This window comes from Halobacillus sp. HZG1, from assembly GCF_035818575.1.
Classification (GTDB): Bacteria; Bacillota; Bacilli; order Bacillales; family Halobacillaceae; genus Halobacillus; species Halobacillus litoralis.
The window spans coordinates 86,453-106,812 of the sequence record NZ_JAYLVQ010000058.1 but is presented as its reverse complement, the minus strand read 5'-3'; the positions used below and the strand labels follow the sequence as shown (position 1 = coordinate 106,812).

Genomic DNA, 20,360 nt, shown 5'->3' with positions numbered 1-20,360 from the left:
AGGGGAATGGCGAGACTCCTGCGGGAAAAAAGTGCTTGGTGAGACCCCACAGGACGCAGTCCGAGGAGGCTCACCGCGCTCCCGCGGAAAGCGAGTCATTCCCCGCAGCCCCCATCCACTCAACAAACGTCTCGAAACTGAGTCTTACACAATCCTGCCATTATGTTTAATAAGTGGTTGATGATGAAAGGAAATAAAAAAAACCGTCACACTGGAATGTGTGACGGGTTTATATGAGTATTATCGGCGACGGTTGCGGTTACGCAGGAACGTCGGGATATCAAGAGTGTCTTCCTCTTGATTTGGTTTGTTTTGTGGTTGTGGCGGAGCTTGGCGACGAGGAGGTTGTTCCTCTCGTACGTTGCGCTCTGGCTGTTGTTCTACTTGCTTTTGCTGGTTCACAGGGTTCACGGTTGGACGCTTCTTCTGCTGACCTTGAGCAATTTGTGCTTCATCGAAACCAGTTGCAATAACAGTAACGACGATTTCGTCTTTCAAGTTTTCATTGATTACAGAACCGAAGATAACGTTTACTTCCTGATCTGCTGCAGAGGTTACGATATCCGCTGCTTCCTGAACTTCATAAAGGCTCAAGTTGGCACCACCGCTGATGTTCATCAGGACGCCGTGTGCACCGTCAATGGAAGTTTCAAGTAGTGGAGAGGAGATCGCCTTTTTGGCTGCTTCAGCCGCACGATTTTCCCCTGTCGCTATACCGATTCCCATAAGCGCGGATCCTTTGTCGACCATGATTGTTTTTACGTCGGCAAAGTCTACGTTGATTAATCCTGGTACGGCAATCAAATCGGAAATACCCTGTACACCTTGACGAAGAACGTTATCCGCTTCACGGAACGCTTCAAGCATCGGTGTGTTCTTATCTACAATTTCAAGCAAACGGTCGTTCGGGATGACAATCAGTGTATCAACCGCACCTTTAAGGCTTTCTGTACCACCGCTCGCTTGGGTAGAACGCTTACGTCCTTCAAACGTGAATGGGCGGGTGACAACACCTACCGTAAGAGCGCCTAGTTCTTTAGCAACTTGGGCGATGACCGGAGCAGCACCTGTACCTGTTCCGCCTCCCATTCCCGCAGTTACGAAGACCATGTCTGCCCCTTGAAGAGCTTCTTCGATTTGTTCTTTGCTTTCTTCAGCGGCTTTACGACCGACTTCCGGATTCGCACCTGCACCAAGTCCTCGAGTCAATTTTCCACCAATTTGCATTTTAACTTCTGCTTTTGAAAGGTTAAGCGCTTGTGCATCCGTATTGACGGCGATGAATTCGACGCCTTGGACACCATGTTCAATCATACGGTTAACGGCGTTACTTCCGCCGCCACCTACTCCGATTACTTTAATCGTTGCTAGCTGGTCCATGCTTGTATCAAAATCTAACATCTTACGTTCCTCCTAATACACGAGATTACAAGATTTATTGGTTCGTCCGTCCCTTGACCGACTCAAACTTGTTCATTAATCAAAGAAATACTTCAAGAGATTACTGAAACCTGATTCTTTTTTCTTCTCTGGTTTCTCGGTTTCTTCTTTTGGTTGTTGCTTTGTCGCACGCTTTTGCTTTTTAGGTTGAGGTTTTTCCTGAAATTCTTCAGTTACAGATGGAAAGATCTCTTTGCCTTGTATTTTCGCATTACGATAGGCGAATTGCAAGATTCCTACCCCACTCGTAAATTGCGGTTCTCTTACTCCGATGTAATCCGGAATCGCAAGCCTTACGTTTGCGTGGAAAACATCCTGCGCTAACTCCAGAACACCAGGCATGTTCATCGTACCGCCGGTCAGTACAAAACCTCCCGGAAGTTCACGTACTCCCATGCGCTGAATTTCCTGTGCAGCAAAGACAAAAATTTCTTCTAGTCTAGCTTCAATCATATCAGAGATTTGCAATTGATTGAATGCCTGTTGACGATTACTTCCAATAATCGTGACAGAAAAATTTTCCTCTTCATTCGCATCGTCAAAAAATGCGTGTCCATGTTCCATTTTCACCTGCTCAGCCTCTTCTGTAGAAGTACGAAGGCCGATGGACAAATCTTTCGTTAAATTGTCCCCACCAAAAGGAATCATGCTTGTCCCTTTTAAGTGTCCTTCTTCAAATACCGAAATCGTGGTTGATCCACCTCCGACATCGATAAGTGCTACGCCCAGATTCGTTTCATCACCGGATAACGAGACAGTTCCAGAAGCTAGCGGCTGCAAACAAACATCTAGTACTTCCAAACCTGCTCGTTCTACACACTTCAGAGTATTATGTAAAACGGTTTTAGCACAGGTAATAATCATACCTTCCATCTCAAGACGTACTCCGATCATCCCTCTTGGGTCTGTGATTTCATCCTGCCCATCCACAATGAACTGACGAGGGATCACATCGATGATCTCTCTTTCAGGGGGTACGGAAACCACTTGAGCAGCATCAATCACTCGTGTGATGTCTTCGTTCCCAATTTCCCTGCTCTCGCTGGAAACGGCAACGACACCATGGCATGGCTGTAATTGAATGTGATTGCCATTCACACCAACAACGACACGATCAATTTTCATATCCACCATGCGCTCAGCTTGTTCAACCGCTGAACGTATAGAATGGACCGTTTGATCGATATCTACAATTGCGCCTTTCTTCATTCCGTTCGATTTAGCTGTTCCTACCCCAATAATATTGAGGTTATCATTCATAATTTCTCCTATAATCACTTTGATTCGACTTGTGCCTATATCTAAACTTACTAAAATTTCATTTTGATTCACCAGTGACGCACCTCCTGTAGCAAGCCATATAAGTAGTTCAAAGCATATCGAATTCACGCTTAAAATACAATCTTTGAAATACAAACGTAAATGAATTGATATATTCCGCGGGGTATTTCCCTTGAATATGATAGAAAAAACACGTTCCTATGTTGTTTTCCACAGTGTTTCGTGAATTTCCTCTTAATTACGTTTATTTTTTTCTAAATTTCGTTAGCAATTTCTGGTCGATGACAATTCTTCTGACGATCGCAAGGTTCCTGAACAGTCGGACGCCAAAGGCAAAGACAGCTGCAAGATAAAGATCCACGCCTAATTGAACTCCAAGAAAGGCAAGTAATGCAGCGAGTGTGATGTTGAAAAAGAAACCGGTCAGAAACACGGTGTCATCGAACGTCTTCTCCAACTGTGCCCTGATCCCGCCAAGAAGCGTGTCAAAAGCGGCCAATACAGCAATGGATAAATAATCGGAATAGGCATCAGGTATACGGATATCCGTTAAGATGCCAAGGGTCACACCGATAATGAGAAATAAAAGGGGTAACCACAAATTAACCACCAGCTTCTTCTAAAATTTCTAAATGGAGGGGGTCATCGTACTTGGGAAGTACCAATTGGTCTCTCACTTCAAATACGATTTCCATATTGTCGATGTTGAATATGTCCTGTGATGGACTTGCTTTCATATGGTCCAGCAATTTTTCAGGATCTTCAGCCAGCACCTTAATGGTCAGAGGGAGCGAACCAATCGGCCGATTATTTACATAGGTCGATCCATTTACATCCCTCACCGGAGTAAGGTTTGTCAATCGTTCATTCCCGATGCTGATATCCTCAGCGCCATAAGTATTCAGTTCATTTAAGAGCCGACTGAGGAGATGAGGAGATACACTAGGATATTCCTGCCCTGAAGCCCCCTCATCAAAAATAGGACGAATGGTAAGTTCTACACCTGGCCCCGTTTTTTTCTGAAGGCCTATCTTGTTCTCCAAGGTCTCAATGGATCCCTTCAATGTCTCCACTTGCTCGCGTGATGATTGTTTTTCATAATTTTCAATGGTCTGATCAGCTCCAGCAATTTTCTCTAAGAGGTCCTGTTGGTGTTTCTGCTGTATTTTCAAATCTTCCCGTACTTCCCACACATCTCTGGTATCTCTCATCTCTGTTTCATGGGACGTGGTTTGAAACTGCACAGCTACCATAAATCCAATCAATAGAAAAATGATGGATAGGAGCCATTGTGTTCTACGCTTCATGTTGATCACCCTTCAGAGGATAGCCTCGCCTTCATTTCCAATTGGTTTTCTTTCGATAATTGCACATCAACATTTTCGCTGAGCAGCTGATCGACGACACCTCTGGTCAGGCTTAAGCTTGAATAAAGAACCTCTGGGTCGCCGATTGCAGAAATGACGAACGGAGCCGGGTGTTGGATCCCGTCCACAGTAATGACCGGTCCTGTACACGCAATATAACTATCTCTCATATACCTTTGTCCATTGATGGCAATAGCCTTTGCTCCTGCACTGAGAAGTTCGTTAATCACACTGTGAACATGGCTTTCGTGAACGATATACTGATTAACCTGATCATCATCCGGTATATATTCAGCATCGCTCAAAACGACTTCCACCCCTTGGCCTTCGACCGGAACCTCACCATTCAGCATCTGGAGCTTCTTTTTACGTTCAACGAAATCAGCTACCACCTGTTCACTTTCGGCCATCTCATTTTCAAAGTCCTGAATGGTATGCCGCTTCTCTTTTAACTCCTCACGCAGCTGTTTGTTCCGTTTTTCCATGTCCAGCAGCTGTTGTTGATAGAAGTATTCTTTTTCCCATTGGGAATCGTTCAGTTGAACCATTTGAGGTGAACTCTTTGTCAGTTGATAGCTGTAGCTGACAAGGAAACCTGAGATGAGTAGAACAAGAGATAAGATGATCGGTTTCCCTTTAAGTCTCTTCATCCGTGTTCTCCTCTTCTTCAACTGCATCTGATTCACTTTGCGCCTCTTCTTCTTCCAATTGAGGATACTCCTCGAAATAGGCCCCTACATCGATATGTATGATCCCCTCAGCTCCTTCATCAAGCTGTGCAACGATGGAAGGGTAGGCCGGCATTTTCTCGGAAAAACTGCGGATCGAGGCTTGCACCTGATATCCATCATTCATGTAAAGAAGAATTTGATACGGATTCCCGTCACGAGGATCCCAATGGATTTCTGAAATGAGACTGCTTACACTTGATGGAAGTTCTTTTAATTCTTGAGAAATTTCTTTAAGATATGTTTCCTTATTGAACCCGGCAAGGATGGGAGCATCTCCTCCCGGGAGAGCTGTTTGTCCTTCCAAACGGGACCCATCTTCAAGAATGGCATGATAGGAACCATCCTGTTTGATGTAACCGATTCGTTCCGCTTCCTTCACTTCAATTAGCACATTGTTCGGAAAGGAACGGTCGATGGAAGCAAAGGTGATTTCTTGATGTGCCTCAATCTGCTGTTTCATCTCTTCTTCATCGACTCTCCAATAATTCGTGGATGTTGTGACTCCGGCAAGCTCGATAATTTCTTCCTCAGATACGTGATACTCACCTTCCACAACTATATGACGAACATTACTGAGTGGCGACTGGAGATAGATGACCGTCGCTATCAGCAAAAATAGAATAGTCAAATACAGAATCAAGCGACGATTGGCTTTTTTCCGCCTCGTCTGTTTCAATTTTGGTATGCGATCTTCTATGGAAACCACTTTTCTCTCTTCCATAACGGGCATTTCTCCTTATTGCTAGACACCCTTTGCGCTGTTTGTCCTAGCTGTTTGAAAGAATGATGTTCCTCTAAAAGATGCCGAGCTTACTCTACATCTATACGTTTCCCATTATATCACAAAAATAGAGTGAAATATTGATAGAGTTTTACTAGTTTCCTATCAATTTTATTACAGGAAAACCCGCATTTCGATGGGGCTCAAGTGATTTCGCTAAAATGGTTTACCCATTATCCACCTAAGCTAAACTTACAACCATAAAATTATCTATATTTCTCCATATTCAATCACTTCTCTTTTAATTAAACTCACTTTCAGCCTTCCATAATCCTGTTTTAATGGTAATAAAACCCATTACGATTAATAAAAAGAAGCCATGGACTGGACTCCATGACTTCTTTATTTTGTCGAGAAACGGCTGACGCTCAGGAGTAATCCCAGAGATGCTAAAGTCAGTGTCAGGGACGATCCGCCATAGCTGATTAGGGGAAGTGTGATCCCTGTGACGGGAATCAGGCCTGTCACTACACTGATATTGATCATAACTTGGATGCTGATCATCCCTACAATACCGAGGGCAAGTAAAGAACCAAAAAGGTCCGGAGCAAGAAGGCTTGCCCTGATCCCCCGCCATAAAAGGATAAAGAAAAGACCAAGGACTAGTAATCCTCCAAGGAACCCCAGTTCTTCAGCAAGAACTGCAAAAATAAAGTCCGTCTGAGGTTCAGGCAGGTAGAAAAATTTCTGCATACTGTTCCCGAGTCCTAACCCCATTAGACCGCCGGGACCGATGGCATATAAAGACTGTATGATCTGAAACCCTGCCCCTAAAGGGTCTTCCCATGGATGCAGGAATGCGGTGATCCTTTTAATACGGTAAGGAGCAGAAGCGATCAACCCGACCATTCCTGCTGCTCCTGCGCCGGCTATCCACATGAAATGACTGATCCTTGCCCCTGCTGTAAACAACATGACAAGGCATGTCCCGACCATGACAACACCTGTCCCTAAGTCAGGCTGAAGCATGATGAGTGCGAACGGGACCAAAATCAAGGCGAGAGCTGGAAGGAAACCTTGTTGGAAAGAATTCATGAGCTTTTGGCGTTCGGATAAAAAGCGCGCAAGGAAAAGGATCAAACCAAGTTTCATGAATTCTGATGGCTGGATGCTGAACATCCCCACCCCGATCCAACTTCGCGCCCCGCCGCGGACCATACCCACTCCTGGAATGAGTACGAGTATGAGAAATACAAGACACACGATCATAATGATCTTTGAATGTCCATGCCATACATAGTAAGGAATTCTTGATAATACAACCATGGCAATCAAACCGGCAGCAGCAAAAAGAATCTGCCTCTTTGCGTAAAACCAAGGATCGTCAAATTTATATTCGGACCAGATGCTCGATGAGCTGTAAACCATCACCACCCCGATGATCAAAATTCCGAGTATGGCGGCCACCAACCATAAATCCGGCTTTTTTTCTTCCATAAAAAAAGCCCTACCTCCCATCTAAGTGGAAAACAGGGCTTAAGCTTGTCGCACAAAGCCCTTATTAGAGCTTATGCACAGCTTGGATAAACATGTTGCCTCTTTCTTCAAAAGTACGATACTGATCCCAGCTCGCACAAGCAGGTGAAAGCAGGATGACATCGTCCTCTACTGAGTATTGGTACGCCTGCTCGACAGCTTCCTGCATCGTTTCAACTTTCGTAAATTCCTCAATACCAGCTTTCTTAGCCGTTTCGATTAATTGGTCAGCCGTTTCTCCAAACACGACCATGGCTTTGATCCCTTTCATGTGTGGAATCAAAGATTCGAAGCTTGTCCCCCTGTCAAGGCCGCCCGCAAGCAGGATGACAGGATTCTCAAATGATTTTAAGGCATAAGAGGTCGCTAGAATATTCGTCGCTTTAGAATCATTGTAAAACAAACGATCATTTTTTTTCGTTACAAACTGCAGGCGGTGTTCCACACCCGCAAAGGTTGTCAATACCTTGACAATCGCTTCGTTGCGTATTCCATTCACTTTGACTGCTGCCACGGCAGCGAGGATGTTCTGCAGGTTTTGTTCCCCTACTAAAACGATATCCTGTTTTTTCATTATCGGTTCATCTTCAAAGTAAATGAAAATATCATCAGCCCAGGCACCTTCCCCTTCATTTCTAATAGAGAAAGGTACACGTTTCGCTTTCACATCGGGTAAGAAACCAGCGATACGTTCATCATCCGCATTGTAAACCAACGTGTCTTCAGCCGTTTGATTCGCAGTTATCTTCGCCTTTGCCTGATGATAATTTTCTAACGTATGGTGATAATCCAGATGTGCTTCATAAAGGTTGAGCCACACAGCAATTTCAGGATGAAATTTTTCAGTCCCAAGTAATTGGAACGATGAAAGTTCGGTGACCATCGTTTCATCCGTCTCTGTACTTCTGGCCACTTCACAAGAAACATGACCGATATTGCCTGCAAGCGAAACCTTTTGTTGATCTGCCTGAATCATTTCGTAGATCAATGTTGTGGTCGTCGTCTTCCCATTGGAACCGGTAACGGCTACAAAAGGACCCTCATGGAGGAAGCTTGCCAACTCAACTTCGGTAACCACCGGGATCTTCCGCTTCTCCGCTTCCGCGATGATCGGATTCTCATAAGGGATACCAGGATTCTTGACGAGGTAATCCACGTCGTCCAATACGGACAGCGGGTGCCCCCCTGTGATGACTTCGGCTCCTTTTTCGATTAGCGTACGCACGGCCGGGTCATTTTCGTCAGCCTTTAAATCATTGATTCGCACTTTGATGCTGCTATCCAGGAATAACTCAGCTGCTGCTGTACCACTTTTCGCAAGCCCGAGAACCAGGACCTGCTGATAGGGAAAGTTTTTTAATATTTTCATCCGAACATCACCTCTATATAAATGCCGATTACTGCAAAGACAAGTCCAACCGCCCAGAACGTCGTCACAACACGCCATTCTGACCAGCCCTTCAATTCATAATGGTGATGAAGCGGACTCATTTTGAACACACGTTTCCCTGTCGTTTTAAAAGAGATGACCTGAATGATGACAGACAGGGTCTCAAGAACGAACACACCGCCGATAATGACAAGAATGAGTTCAAGTTTCGTTAAGATGGCGATGATCGCAATCGCTCCTCCTAAAGCAAGCGATCCAGTATCTCCCATAAATACTTTTGCAGGATGAGCATTAAAGACAAGGAAACCAAGCAATGCTCCGACTATAGCAAGTGAGAAGATGGTGATTTCAACATTCATCTGACCTGCCCACGCCAAAATTGCGAAAGCACCAAAGGCGATCGCCGCCGTCCCAGCGAGCAGTCCATCAAGACCATCTGTCAGGTTCACAGCATTCGAAGCACCTACGAGCATAAACAGGATCAGTAAAGCGTAACCCCAGCCAAGATCTACTTCAAAAGTTGTGCCGGGAATACTAATATACGTCGGGAAGTCCGAGTTTCTAAGAATGAAATAAACAACCAGAGCAATGACGATCTGTCCGAGCATTTTCTGCTTCGATGTAAGACCCAGGTTCCTTTTCATCGCCACTTTTATATAATCATCCAGGAACCCAAGCAGCCCATACCCGACTAAAACAAATAACACAAGGAACATTTGTGTGTTCCCCGTGTCCGGGGTAAACCAAAAGGATGCAAGAATGGTAGTGATGACCACAGCTAATATGATCATCACCCCTCCCATCGTGGGGGTTCCCGATTTTTTCTGGTGGGACTCTGGACCCTCATCCCTAATAGCCTGACCGAACTTCAACCTTCTCAAAAAAGGGATGATCATCGGCGAGATCACAACAGTGATTGCGAATGAAATAGCCATAGTGATTAGTAGTATGTATTCGTTCATGTTTAGTTCTCCTCCTTTTCCATCATCATCGCCTATCGATCAATCCACGAGATTCTCTAGTAATTCTTCCAGCTTCATTCCTCTGGAAGCTTTGATGAGTACGACTGTGTCCGCGGTTAACTCTTGACGGACGTGATGACTTAACGTTTGTTTGTTTGTAAAATGTTGCGTTTGAATGGAAGGGTGGTTTCTATTGACGGCATCGGTTATAGCCTTGGAATCCTGACCAATCGTATAGACCGCATGGATCTTCTCATCGATGGCATCGGCTACGCTTCTATGAAGCGTTTCTGATTGTTCCCCTAACTCGAACATATCACCTAATATTAACACTTTCCTGCTTTTAGATGTCAATTGACTGACAACTTCAATAATAGCTTTCATGGAAGTCGGAGAAGCATTGTACGCATCATTGATGATCAAGGATCCTTTATGTCCCTCATGTTTTTCAAAACGCATGGCAGACATTTGCAACTGCCGGAACCCCTGCTGGATCTCTTCCGGAGATAACCCTAAGCGTTCCGCAAGAGCGATGACATATGTAGCATTTTTCACATTATGTTTCCCAGCCATAGGCAATTCATAAGACTGCCCACCGACTTTAAACGTACTGTTTTCATCTGTCAATTGAAGAACCTCAGCCTGATAGTCAAGCTGGGCATCAAAACCGCAGGTAACCGTCCATTTTTCAGATCTTTGTTCCTGCAGTAAAGGCTCATCTCCATCGAGAATTAAGGCACCTTCTTTGGAAAGACCTTCTGTAATCTCGAGCTTCGCCCCTGCAATTCCTTCTCTGGAACCAAGATTCTCAATATGAGACTCACCGATGTTCGTTATGATGGCATATCCAGGTTCAGCAAGTTTGGATAAAACGGAAATTTCCCCTGCACGATCCATTCCCATTTCCAGAACGACAGCTTCTGTTTCTGGATCCATGGCAAGGATCGTGAGAGGAAGACCGATATGATTATTGAAGTTACCAGCGGTCTTATGTGTTTTGTATTTGACTTGAAGGACAGATGCAGCCAGATCTTTCGTTGTAGTCTTTCCATTCGAACCGGTAACACCTACCACAACAGGATCTATCTTTTTCAAATAATAAGAGGCCAGTTGCTGGAGAGCCTTCGTTGTGTCTTCCACGAAAAAGACCGGGAAGTCTGTAGGTGTCAGCTTCGGCAAAGGTTGATCCTCCTGCCAAAGTGTGGCAACTGCTCCTTGTTTGATGGCATCTCCAAGAAAATGGTGCGCATCGAAATTCTCTCCCACAATCGGTACGAACAAGCTTTGTTTCGCCGTTTTGCGGCTGTCTGTCATTACAGATGCAAGCTGAATCTGATCCGATGCTGCTCCTTGTTTTTTTGGAAAAAGTTTTGCGAGTTCATTGACTTGTAAAATCATGATGGATGCTCCTTCATTTCTCTTAATATTATACGGGCTACCTCGCAATCATCGAAATGATGACGGATGCCTTTGATTTCCTGGTACGTTTCATGGCCTTTACCTGCAATTAAAACAACATCTCCCGTTTTCGCATGATGCAGCGCATATTTTATGGCCTCTTTTCGATCATCGATCTGTTTATAACGCCCTTTCACATGGGCGGTCATATCACGGAAGATCTGTTTAGGATCCTCTGTACGGGGATTATCGTTGGTGAAAATAACCCGATCCGCATAATCGACACTTACTTTTGCCATCTCAGGACGCTTGCTGCGGTCACGGTCCCCTCCACACCCAACAACAACGGTGATGGTTCCTTTACATAGGTCCCTAAGCGTCTGCAACACGTTCTTCAAGGAATCTGGAGTATGGGCATAGTCTACGACAACACCGAACCCCTGCCCTTCTCTAACAGGTTCGAACCTCCCTCTGACACCTTTGGTCTCTTGAAAGGAATGCTGAATGGTTTCTAGGGGGACCCCTGATAGAATCGCGGCACTCGCTGCAGCTAACATATTATAAATACTGAACAGCCCCATCAGTGGACTCTTAATGGAGACCGATCCGATGGGAGTGGTCATAATGAAGGCAGTACCCGTTTCTGTCATCGTGTACTCCTCTGCTTTTACATCCGCCTGTTCGTAGATACCATAAGTTAACAATCCTTGTGAGGTAGAGCGGATAAATTTCCTTGCCTGAGGAGAGTCGTTATTGATGACAGCAAATTTCTCACGTTCCTTATTATACCCATTCCCTAATTGCGCGAACAATAGGGACTTTGCACGAAGATAATCATCGAAATTTTCATGATAATCCAGATGATCCTGCGTTAAATTCGTAAACACGGCAATATCAAAATCACAGCCGTACACCCTCCCTTGATCAAGGGCGTGGGAAGACACTTCCATGATTGCATGATCAACGTCTGCCACATGCATTTTATGAAAATAACGCTGCAAGGTAAGTGCGTCCGGTGTCGTGTTTTTCACCGGGAACGTTTCTCCAGCAATATTCACCTGAATCGTTCCGATGATCCCCGTTTTCTTTTTATGCTGCTGAAAGATTTCTTCAAGTAAATAAGTAATGGTCGTCTTGCCATTCGTGCCGGTCACTCCGATGACATGGAGAGACTCTGAAGGGCAGCCGTAAAAAGCAGCGGACGCCATAGCAAGGGCTCTTGACGTATCGTTTACAAGCACAATCGGAACAGGGACATCCACCTCTTCTTCAGCAATGACAGCCACGGCCCCGCGTTGCACTGCACCTTTCGCAAACCGGTGTCCATCCACATCCACCCCGCGGAGACAGACAAACACATCTCCCTGCTCTGTCGTCCTTGAATCCATAGAGAGGCCTTTGATGTGGAGGTCTGCCACTGATTTCGTCACTTTATAAAAAGGAATGTACCGCAAGAGTTTCTTCATTTTCATATGTGTCACCCTTACCTGCTCACAAGTTTTATTATACCAAACGTAGGTTTAATTCCCCAGATACACACGAATGGTCGAACCACTTGGCACTTTGACACCCGCTTCAGGCGCCTGTGTAATCACTTTGGACCCGCTTCCACTGACTTCCACTTCTAAGTTCAAAAGCATTTGATTTAACTCTTTTTTATCCATCCCTGTAACATCAGGAATTTCCACTAACGGCTCATCCGGCCAGGAATATTCTTTTTCCAACCCATCTTTCCTAGGTTCAACCCCTAAGGCGCGTAAACTGTCGCCCATGATGTTCCCTACGATCGGAGCAGCGACGACACCGCCGAACTGAACGGTATTCTTCGGGTTGTCGATCGCTAGATAAACCACCAGTTCAGGGTCATCCGCTGGAGCGAAACCGATGAAGGATACAATGTGGTTATTTTCCATGTATCTGCCGTCTGGCCCGACTTTCTGAGCGGTACCGGTTTTTCCGCCGACACGATATCCTTCCACATAGGCACCTCTCCCTGTCCCTTTAGCGACAACACTTTCGAGAGCACGGCGGATTTCAGCGGACGTTTCTTCAGAAATGATTCTCTCTTTCAGTTCAGGTTCATTTTTTTCTAACGTTTCACCAGTGGTTGGATCGAGCCACGCTTCCTGGATATAAGGCTCGTAATAATAACCCCCATTCACTGCTGCTGCGACAGCCATGACCTGTTGGATCGGTGTGACGGATACCCCTTGTCCGAAAGCTGTTGTCGCCTGCTCTACAGGACCAACATTCTCCGGCTTGAACAAAATCCCCTTTCCTTCCCCTTCAAGGTCAATGCCGGTCTTTTTACCGAATCCGAAGCGATCAATGTATTCAAAAAGCTTCTCTGTGCCCAGCCGCTGCCCGAGGGTGACAAAACCAGGGTTACAGGAGTTTTGAACGACTTCCAAGTACGTTTGATCGCCGTGCCCGCCTCGCTTCCAGCATCGGAGAGTGGCTCCATCCACTTTGATCGAACCGGAGTCATGGAAATGTTCATCATCAAGATCAACGAGGTCTTCTTCCAACGCAGCGGCAAGCGTGATAATTTTAAAAGTGGAACCAGGCTCATACGTACTCCATACGGGTAGGTTCCTATTGTAGACCTCCGGCTTCACTTCCTGATAGTTGGCTGGGTCGAAATTAGGACGAGTCGCCATCCCCACCACTTTCCCTGTATCAGGATCCACCGCTAACGCCACTGCTCCATCAGGGTTGTATCTAGCCTGAGCGATATCAAGCTCGCGTTCCATAATCGATTGAACCTTGTAATCAATTGTCAATTGCAGGTCTTTTCCATCTTCGGGCGGCTTATAAATATCTGCCATATCCGGCATCCTCTTTCCTTTGGCATCAGAGAAAAAAGACAACGCCCCTTTTTCACCCCTCAATTCATCATCATAGTACGCTTCTAAGCCAAGCAGCCCCTGATTATCTATGCCACTGAAACCAAGCACATGCGAAAGGAAAGAGCCGTGAGGATAATATCTCTTCGAGTCTTCGGCAATGTACACACCAGGCATCTGCAATGATTGGATGGCCTCCGCCTGTTCCTCACTTATTTTACGTCCCTCTGGGTGGATTCTTTCAATCGAGGTCACTTTCGTCACGTGCGAATAAGCCTTCTCTTCACTCATGTCCAAAATCTGAGCGAGGCTTTTTGCTGTCTGCTCTGCATTTTTGATTTGTCTCGGGACCACCATAACGGTCGGAGCTGATTGATTACCGACGAGCACTTCACCATTCGAATCGAGAATCTTCCCCCGCTCCGGTTCGAAAGTAATATCCCGGCTCCATGATTCCTCCGCCTTTGAAATGAGGAAGTCACTTAAGAAGAACTGGACGTATCCAAGCCTCCCTGCGATGACAAAAAAAATAACCATTCCAACAAGAAAGACAGCGACTAATCGTTTCTTTACGACCACTTGTGATACTCGTCTCATCTTAATAACTCCTTTTTGAAGTCAATAGAGTCAGCTTGTATCACTATATGCAATCTAGAAACGATTAGAACACTGCCTGGAATGGTGTTACTCCTCTCTTGGAGGAGCTAATTCTACGACTAAATAGCCGCCTTCTTTTATGCTGGATCCTTCAGGGATGCTTTGCTTTTCAACAAAACCGTTCCCCATCGTCTCGATATTCAGGTTGAAATGCTTCACAATTCTGTGTACATCACGAGCTGAATATCCTGTCAAATCAGGCATGGTCGGTTTATCTGTAATGACCATCACTCTTTGATTTTCCACTGCTTTAGAGCCCGTTTCTGGAAGGACGGCGGTTACCTCACCACCGTTTCCAATCACTTCTACATGGGAGAACATTTTTTCCAGTTCATCCTTTGCCTTAGACGTGCCTTTCCCGACTACATCCGGAATGGTCAATGGGGATACCGATTCATCCACCTCTTTATCTGGTTGGATATCCATGTAATGGAGACTGTTTTCAAGCACAGTCCTCGTAATGTAAGAAACAGGTTCAGAACCTAACTCCGTAACTTCCAGGTCCGGTTGCTGAACAGCAACGTACATAAGTAGTTCCGGATCCTCTTTCGGGGCCATGCCCATGAAGGAAAAGATATAGTTGTTCCGGCCAGTCAAATAACTTCCGTTCTCAATCATCTGAGCCGTACCCGTTTTCCCTGCAAGGGTGTAGTCATCCAGTTTGAACGACTGAGCGGTTCCTTGTTCAGACGTGACGACGGTACCCATAAGCTCACGCATTTGTTTCGCTGTGCTTTCTGAAATAGGTTGTCCGATTTCTTCCGGCTTGTTTTCCTTCAATACTTCTCCTGTCTCACTTGAAGTAATCTTCGACAACATATACGGGCGCATCATCTGGCCATCATTCGCAACAGATGTCGCAGCCGTCATCAATTGGATCGCTGTGAAAGTAGACCCTTGTCCAAACGAAGTCGTTGCCTGTTCAGAAGCCTTGTTGTAAACAAAACGTCCGTTCTTCTCATTCGGAAGATCGATGCCTGTCTTTTCATCAAAATTAAAATCGCTCAAGTATTTTCGTAGTTTCGTAGGACCAAGAACCTCCAGGGCGATTTTTGAGGAAGCGACATTAGAAGATCGTTGAAATCCTTCATCAAAAGTAATAGAACCCCAGCCTTGATCATTGTTATGATCACCGATGGTATGACCGGGAACTTTATACGTACCTGACTCGTACATATCGCTCCCCTTATAAACGCCTTCTTCCATAGCAGCAGCCCATGTGAATATTTTCATTGTTGACCCGGGCTCAAAGGTGTAGGAAACAAGGTCGTTATACCAGTTATCAACCTCACCAATATCGTTCGGATTATAACTCGGACGGTTACTCATCGCTAAGATCTCACCTGTATCCGGATCCATGACCGCAGCCATGATTTTTTCCGGACTATACTGCTCATCCACCTGTGACAAAGCATCTTCTAAAAACGTTTGTATTTTTTGATCGATGGTCAAATGCACATCGTTTCCGTTTTTAGGTTCTGTCATTACTTCATTCGGATCTAACAGTTTCGTTCCGTACTTGTCCCGTTCATAACTGATCTTACCCTTTTCTTCCTGCAGATGCTTCTCCATCTGCTTCTCCACCCCTGTCACCCCGTTGATGTTTCCATCCTGGCTGCGGGCGAAGCCGATGACATGCGACGCGAATTTACCATTAGGGTAATACCGCTTCGACTCTTGCTTGAAGGCAATACCGTTCAACTCAAGCTCTTCAATTTCATCTTTCGTCTCTTGGGAGATAGAACGTCCACTGGAGCCGAATTCGACTTGGAAACGTTCATTATCCTGCCCTTCCTCGATCGTGTTTCTAATTTCACTGGCTTCCATATCAAGCAGTGGAGCCAGTTTCTCCGCTGTCTCACCTGCATCCGTAACGTGTCTCGGTGGATCGAGGTTAACGGAATATTCCGGGTCTACGATGGCATAAATTCTATAAGTGGGACGGTCATATGCCAGCACCATACCGTTTTTATCAAAGATTTTACCTCTGTCAGCATCGATTTCATAAGAGCTTGTCCGAATGTCTTCCGCCCATTTTTGCAAGTCGACACCTTCCACCGTCTCTGCTGTCTCAATATAAATGAAACGCCCCGCAATGATGAAAAATACAATCGCAAAGGCAATCATCAATAATGCGGAGCTTTTATTACTGTTCTGTTTTTTCATGAGGAAATCACCAGCCGTTACTCGTTATTGATTTTACCGGCTTGCTTTACTTGGGCATTCTGAATATTCAGCCCATTTTCCTTAGCAATGCTCAAAATCCGATCCGGGTTACTAAGTTCTTTCACCTGATAAGCAAGATTTTCATTGAGAGACTCCTGTTGCTGGATCTCTTGTTCTAAACCGCGAATATCACGGTTGATGGTATCTGTTTGTGCAGATGTCTGGACTAAAAACACCGATGCTGCAAGCACGGCAGTCGTGGCAAACGAATAGAGGAACTTCTCCCCTGTACTAATCCACTTCTTCTTTTTATGTACCTTTACTTTGGCCTGTTTTTGTCTCTCAGGCTGCTGTAAAGGCTGCTGTTTTCTAATCTGTTCAGCACTCATGTTTGTTTCCACCCTTCGTTAAATTCAAATTCCTTATTCCAAGGTTTGACTTTCTCGACAATCCTCAGTTTCGCAGAACGTGAACGACGATTCTCCTCAAGCTCTGACTCATCGGCTACAATAGGCTTTCGGCTGACCAATTGAAAAGGTGGCTGTTTATCTTCCGGGATCATCGGGATGTTTTTCGGCAAGGGAGGGTTTGTACTCCACTTTTTGAACGCCTGCTTGCACAATCGATCCTCGAGGGAGTGGAAAGTGATAACAGCAATGCGTCCACCGACCCCAACCACTCTAGCCGCCTGATGAAGGCTGTCCTGAAAAGCTCCAAGCTCATCGTTGACGGCAATACGGATCGCCTGGAACACTCTTTTACCAGGGTGGCCGCCTTTCCTTCGTGCAGGAGCAGGAATCCCTTCCTTGATGAGTTCAACCAGTTCTCCTGTCGTTTCAATGGTTTTCTCTTCTCTTGCTGCTTCGATCTTTCTTGCGATTTGTTTCGAAAATTTCTCTTCCCCGTATTTGAAGAAAATGCGGACAAGATCCTCATAGGGCCACTCATTGACCACTTCTTTCGCACTGAGTTCTGCTTCCTGGTTCATCCGCATATCAAGCGGAGCATCCTGATGGTAGCTGAACCCTCGCTCTTCGACATCCAATTGGGGACTGGAAACACCAAGGTCATAAATAATACCATCGACATCCGTTACCTCAAGCTCTGCTAATTTCTCTTCCAATTGACGGAAGTTCGCATGGACGAAAATAATACGGTCCTCGTAATCTTTCAGTCGATCTTTTGCAGCTTTCAAGGCAATCTCATCCTGATCGAAAGATATTAATCGACCTTTCCCTTTCAAGGCTTTAGCAATCGCTTCGGAATGCCCGCCACCTCCTAAGGTACAGTCGACATAAGTACCTTCTGGGTCCAAATCTAAATGTTGTATAGTTTCACTTTTTAGTACACTGTAATGTTCAAACATGGTTTCACTCGTTTCTATCGATCAGATATCAAAATCCAACATATTTTCTGCTATTTCTGAGAAGGACTCTTCTGATGCCTCGAAATAACTTTCCCATTCATCATGACTCCAAAACTCAATCCGATTGGATACGCCAATGACGACACATTCTTTTTCCAGTGATGCGTACTTCCTGAGAGGTTGTGGAATGTTGATTCTTCCTTGCTTGTCCACTTCACATTCAACAGCTCCAGAAAAGAAAAACCGGGTAAAAGCGCGGGCATCTTTTTTTGTTAAGGGGAGTTTTTTCAGCTTCTCTTCAAGCAGCTTCCACTCGTTCATAGGATAAGCAAACAGACACTGATCTAAACCTCTTGTGAGGACAAAGCTGTCACCAAGGTCCGGGCGGAATTTCGAGGGTACGATGATCCGTCCTTTTGTATCAATGTTGTGTTGAAATTCACCCATGAACATAGAGTTTCCCCACCTTCTAATTTCACCTTACCACATCGCCCCACTTTTCTCCACTTACTTTTTTATCATTCTCTTCACATGAAAAAAATCCTGCCCGTGAAGGCAAGATTTTAAAGGGTTTCATCACATTTTTTTGTGGTGGGGGATGGTGGAGGACCTTCCCTACAAATATACGACATAATGATCGTTTCTAAAGCTCAGATGGTGTCTGTTCATCTGCTGAAACACCGTCTCTCCGTACTTGTTCACCCATGGGACGATGCTCCACATCCTCTCCTGCAGGCCACCACCAGGATGAAGTGTCCATTCCATGTTCTCAAATTGATCCATTTCATGTTGATGCTGTGATTCCATCGATTGGTGGAGACGTTTTTCCAGGAAGTCGATGTTTTCCAAAATGTATTCCAGATTCTTCTCTGCCAGTTGACCGAGATCTGCACCAAGTGACGCAGATTTTTCCCGAAGGGGCGCATGGACGGTGTCGATTTCCTTCTTCACCTGTTCAGTTAGATGATGAATCTGAGGGGTGCTTTGAGAAGCAATCCAATTCATCTTCTTCTCTCTCACTCCAGAGCGGATAGCTTCGTCCGCAGGGATCTGAAATTTCTCCAACTGCTGACCTGTCTTCCTGTCAATCATTGTAAAAGATAAACGTGGAAGAACAGGCGGCATACACAACCCTGCCGCTTCAAAAGCTGGCTTTAGAACTGACCAGTAATTGATTTCTCCCGGGCCTCCGATAAACGCGAGGACTGGAAAAAGAGCCTCCTGCATCAACGGCCTTGTGACTACATTATTACTGAGAAGCTCAGGCGTTTCTTCTGCGATCTTCAAGAGTTCTTCTTCTGATAGGACGACTTCATTGTTTTTCCCTCTATAATAGCCTTCCTCATCACGTACCAGGAGCACCCTTTCCCCTTCAAAACTGTAGAACAAGTGGGCATCACCCATCTCACTATCCAGAAGGGTCTCATATCCTTCCTGACGGTTCTTCTGCAATACTGCATACACACCATTGGCTATTTCTCTATTCTTTTCAATCATTGTTGTAAAATAAGTAGTCTCCATACGGCGCACTTCAGGGGCATGTGCATCAATTAAGACGAGTCCTTCATCAGGGAAAAGCTGATAAACAACTTTAGCAAAAAAGTCGCTGTAGGTGTCCGATTCTTTCAACAGCCTTTCCATTTCTTTGTAGAAGTCCTGCGTGTGTTCTGTTTCCTTAACCATTGCAAAAACATCCTTCAACCAAGTGGAAGCTTTTTGTTGATCAATGGTTATCTCCGAAACGGAAGCTTTAGTCTCTGGAGTATGGTCGATGGTTACCTTTTCCATTCCGTTTCCCTGTTTCATCATGATATGGTGAATCTCATCAAAATCATGATCTTCTCCAGCAATCCAAAAGACAGGGATTACTGGTTTACCCAGGTCTCTTTCCTTTTCTTTCGCAAGTTGCAGAACTGAAATGATTTTATGCACAGAATAGAGCGGTCCAGTCAGCAAGCCGGCCTGTTGACCGGCAATGACGACGACACTCTCTTCATCTTTTAACTTTTCAATATTATCAAAGGTTTCTTCAGGAGCCTCCCACCGTTTATTCATACGATTCAGCACATTTGAAAGCTCAGTCCTTTGATACGTTTGATTCCTTAGTTCAGATAACCGACGCTCCCAGGTAGATTCTTCAAAGGGGTGGTGGTTAAACCGATCAGCTATTCTTTCATAATCATTTTTATAGTCACGAAACAGCGTTTGTTTCGGTGCAAGTTCAATCGGTTCGATACGCATCTTTATACGACTCCTTTATAGGCAATAGTTACATGATAAAATTATGTATCCTATTGTATTGTACAAAAAACCACCACAGACTTCACATTATCTGTTTGAAACCTCTTAATTCCGCAATAGCTCCCTTTAGTTGAAGACTCAGTCAGTTTCGAGACAATTAAGTGATTCTAGGGGCTCCGGGAAAAGGTTCTCGAAACCACTTCTGTAATAGACACCCCTTCCAGCTTGATGGAAGGGTGAGGGTTAAACTCTCAAGCC

The 20,360-nt window shown here is 45.1% G+C and carries 17 protein-coding genes; all 17 read right to left on the bottom strand.

Features of this window, described 5'->3' with window-relative positions; translation table 11 throughout:
- Nucleotides 1-240: 240 nt before the first annotated feature.
- Nucleotides 241-1,401 carry a cell division protein FtsZ gene (ftsZ, locus tag VKA52_RS08755; protein WP_160913051.1) on the bottom strand — a complete coding sequence of 387 codons (1,161 nt, stop codon included), beginning with the start codon at nt 1,399-1,401 and terminating at the stop codon, nt 241-243.
- 75 nt (nt 1,402-1,476) lie between these two features.
- Complete coding sequence (ftsA, locus tag VKA52_RS08750) at nt 1,477-2,772, bottom strand: cell division protein FtsA (protein WP_089652819.1); 1,296 nt, start codon at nt 2,770-2,772, stop codon at nt 1,477-1,479.
- Nucleotides 2,773-2,965: 193 nt separating this feature from the next.
- Nucleotides 2,966-3,322: a small basic family protein gene (locus VKA52_RS08745; RefSeq protein ID WP_089652818.1), complete on the bottom strand. Its 357-nt coding sequence runs from the start codon at nt 3,320-3,322 to the stop codon at nt 2,966-2,968.
- 1 nt (nt 3,323) lies between these two features.
- On the bottom strand, nt 3,324-4,028 hold the full coding sequence (locus VKA52_RS08740; RefSeq protein ID WP_326315175.1) for a DUF881 domain-containing protein: 705 nt from the start codon (nt 4,026-4,028) through the stop codon (nt 3,324-3,326).
- A gap of 5 nt (nt 4,029-4,033) precedes the next feature.
- A complete protein-coding gene (locus VKA52_RS08735; protein WP_326315173.1) occupies nt 4,034-4,738 on the bottom strand; it encodes a DUF881 domain-containing protein in 705 nt (234 codons plus the stop codon).
- On the bottom strand, nt 4,725-5,540 hold the full coding sequence (locus VKA52_RS08730) for a cell division protein FtsQ/DivIB (RefSeq protein WP_326315171.1): 816 nt from the start codon (nt 5,538-5,540) through the stop codon (nt 4,725-4,727). Before VKA52_RS08730 ends, VKA52_RS08735 begins: the two co-directional genes overlap by 14 nt.
- A 402-nt stretch (nt 5,541-5,942) precedes the next feature.
- The gene (gene spoVE, locus VKA52_RS08725) at nt 5,943-7,037 is read right to left on the bottom strand and encodes a stage V sporulation protein E (RefSeq protein ID WP_326315169.1); all 1,095 of its coding nucleotides are present in this window, start codon (nt 7,035-7,037) and stop codon (nt 5,943-5,945) included.
- A gap of 64 nt (nt 7,038-7,101) precedes the next feature.
- Nucleotides 7,102-8,445, bottom strand: a complete 1,344-nt coding sequence (murD, locus tag VKA52_RS08720) for a UDP-N-acetylmuramoyl-L-alanine--D-glutamate ligase (protein ID WP_326315167.1) — start codon at nt 8,443-8,445, stop codon at nt 7,102-7,104.
- Nucleotides 8,442-9,428 (bottom strand): phospho-N-acetylmuramoyl-pentapeptide-transferase, encoded by a 987-nt coding sequence (gene mraY, locus VKA52_RS08715; protein WP_160913039.1) that lies wholly within the window; start codon nt 9,426-9,428, stop codon nt 8,442-8,444. The genes murD and mraY overlap by 4 nt, the downstream gene beginning before the upstream one ends.
- 39 nt (nt 9,429-9,467) lie before the next feature.
- Nucleotides 9,468-10,826 (bottom strand): UDP-N-acetylmuramoyl-tripeptide--D-alanyl-D-alanine ligase, encoded by a 1,359-nt coding sequence (locus VKA52_RS08710; RefSeq protein ID WP_160913037.1) that lies wholly within the window; start codon nt 10,824-10,826, stop codon nt 9,468-9,470.
- Nucleotides 10,823-12,298, bottom strand: a complete 1,476-nt coding sequence (locus VKA52_RS08705; protein ID WP_160913036.1) for a UDP-N-acetylmuramoyl-L-alanyl-D-glutamate--2,6-diaminopimelate ligase — start codon at nt 12,296-12,298, stop codon at nt 10,823-10,825. The genes VKA52_RS08710 and VKA52_RS08705 overlap by 4 nt, the downstream gene beginning before the upstream one ends.
- Before the next feature lie 48 nt (nt 12,299-12,346).
- Complete coding sequence (locus VKA52_RS08700; RefSeq protein ID WP_160913034.1) at nt 12,347-14,269, bottom strand: stage V sporulation protein D; 1,923 nt, start codon at nt 14,267-14,269, stop codon at nt 12,347-12,349.
- A gap of 87 nt (nt 14,270-14,356) precedes the next feature.
- Nucleotides 14,357-16,495, bottom strand: coding sequence for a penicillin-binding protein (locus VKA52_RS08695; RefSeq protein WP_160913032.1), 2,139 nt, complete (start codon nt 16,493-16,495; stop codon nt 14,357-14,359).
- Between the two features lie 17 nt (nt 16,496-16,512).
- Nucleotides 16,513-16,884 (bottom strand): cell division protein FtsL, encoded by a 372-nt coding sequence (gene ftsL / locus VKA52_RS08690; protein WP_146818696.1) that lies wholly within the window; start codon nt 16,882-16,884, stop codon nt 16,513-16,515.
- Nucleotides 16,881-17,861 carry a 16S rRNA (cytosine(1402)-N(4))-methyltransferase RsmH gene (gene rsmH / locus VKA52_RS08685; protein ID WP_160913030.1) on the bottom strand — a complete coding sequence of 327 codons (981 nt, stop codon included), beginning with the start codon at nt 17,859-17,861 and terminating at the stop codon, nt 16,881-16,883. The genes ftsL and rsmH overlap by 4 nt, the downstream gene beginning before the upstream one ends.
- Nucleotides 17,862-17,882: 21 nt before the next feature.
- A complete protein-coding gene (mraZ, locus tag VKA52_RS08680) occupies nt 17,883-18,314 on the bottom strand; it encodes a division/cell wall cluster transcriptional repressor MraZ (RefSeq protein WP_089652804.1) in 432 nt (143 codons plus the stop codon).
- 162 nt (nt 18,315-18,476) lie between these two features.
- On the bottom strand, nt 18,477-20,102 hold the full coding sequence (gene bshC, locus VKA52_RS08675; protein ID WP_326315160.1) for a bacillithiol biosynthesis cysteine-adding enzyme BshC: 1,626 nt from the start codon (nt 20,100-20,102) through the stop codon (nt 18,477-18,479).
- Between the last annotated feature and the right edge of the window lie 258 nt (nt 20,103-20,360).

Bases quoted from the DNA above. Each gene is read 5' to 3' on its own strand.
- VKA52_RS08695 (WP_160913032.1), bottom strand. From the start codon at position 16,495: ATGAAAAAACAGAACAGTAATAAAAGCTCCGCATTATTGATGATTGCC.
- mraZ (WP_089652804.1), bottom strand. From the start codon at position 18,314: ATGTTCATGGGTGAATTTCAACACAACATTGATACAAAAGGACGGATC.
- VKA52_RS08730 (WP_326315171.1), bottom strand. From the start codon at position 5,540: ATGGAAGAGAGAAAAGTGGTTTCCATAGAAGATCGCATACCAAAATTG.
- mraY (WP_160913039.1), bottom strand. From the start codon at position 9,428: ATGAACGAATACATACTACTAATCACTATGGCTATTTCATTCGCAATC.
- ftsL (WP_146818696.1), bottom strand. From the start codon at position 16,884: ATGAGTGCTGAACAGATTAGAAAACAGCAGCCTTTACAGCAGCCTGAG.
- bshC (WP_326315160.1), bottom strand. From the start codon at position 20,102: ATGCGTATCGAACCGATTGAACTTGCACCGAAACAAACGCTGTTTCGT.
- VKA52_RS08710 (WP_160913037.1), bottom strand. From the start codon at position 10,826: ATGATTTTACAAGTCAATGAACTCGCAAAACTTTTTCCAAAAAAACAA.
- murD (WP_326315167.1), bottom strand. From the start codon at position 8,445: ATGAAAATATTAAAAAACTTTCCCTATCAGCAGGTCCTGGTTCTCGGG.
- VKA52_RS08740 (WP_326315175.1), bottom strand. From the start codon at position 4,028: ATGAAGCGTAGAACACAATGGCTCCTATCCATCATTTTTCTATTGATT.
- VKA52_RS08700 (WP_160913034.1), bottom strand. From the start codon at position 14,269: ATGAGACGAGTATCACAAGTGGTCGTAAAGAAACGATTAGTCGCTGTC.
- spoVE (WP_326315169.1), bottom strand. From the start codon at position 7,037: ATGGAAGAAAAAAAGCCGGATTTATGGTTGGTGGCCGCCATACTCGGA.
- VKA52_RS08735 (WP_326315173.1), bottom strand. From the start codon at position 4,738: ATGAAGAGACTTAAAGGGAAACCGATCATCTTATCTCTTGTTCTACTC.
- ftsZ (WP_160913051.1), bottom strand. From the start codon at position 1,401: ATGTTAGATTTTGATACAAGCATGGACCAGCTAGCAACGATTAAAGTA.
- rsmH (WP_160913030.1), bottom strand. From the start codon at position 17,861: ATGTTTGAACATTACAGTGTACTAAAAAGTGAAACTATACAACATTTA.
- VKA52_RS08705 (WP_160913036.1), bottom strand. From the start codon at position 12,298: ATGAAAATGAAGAAACTCTTGCGGTACATTCCTTTTTATAAAGTGACG.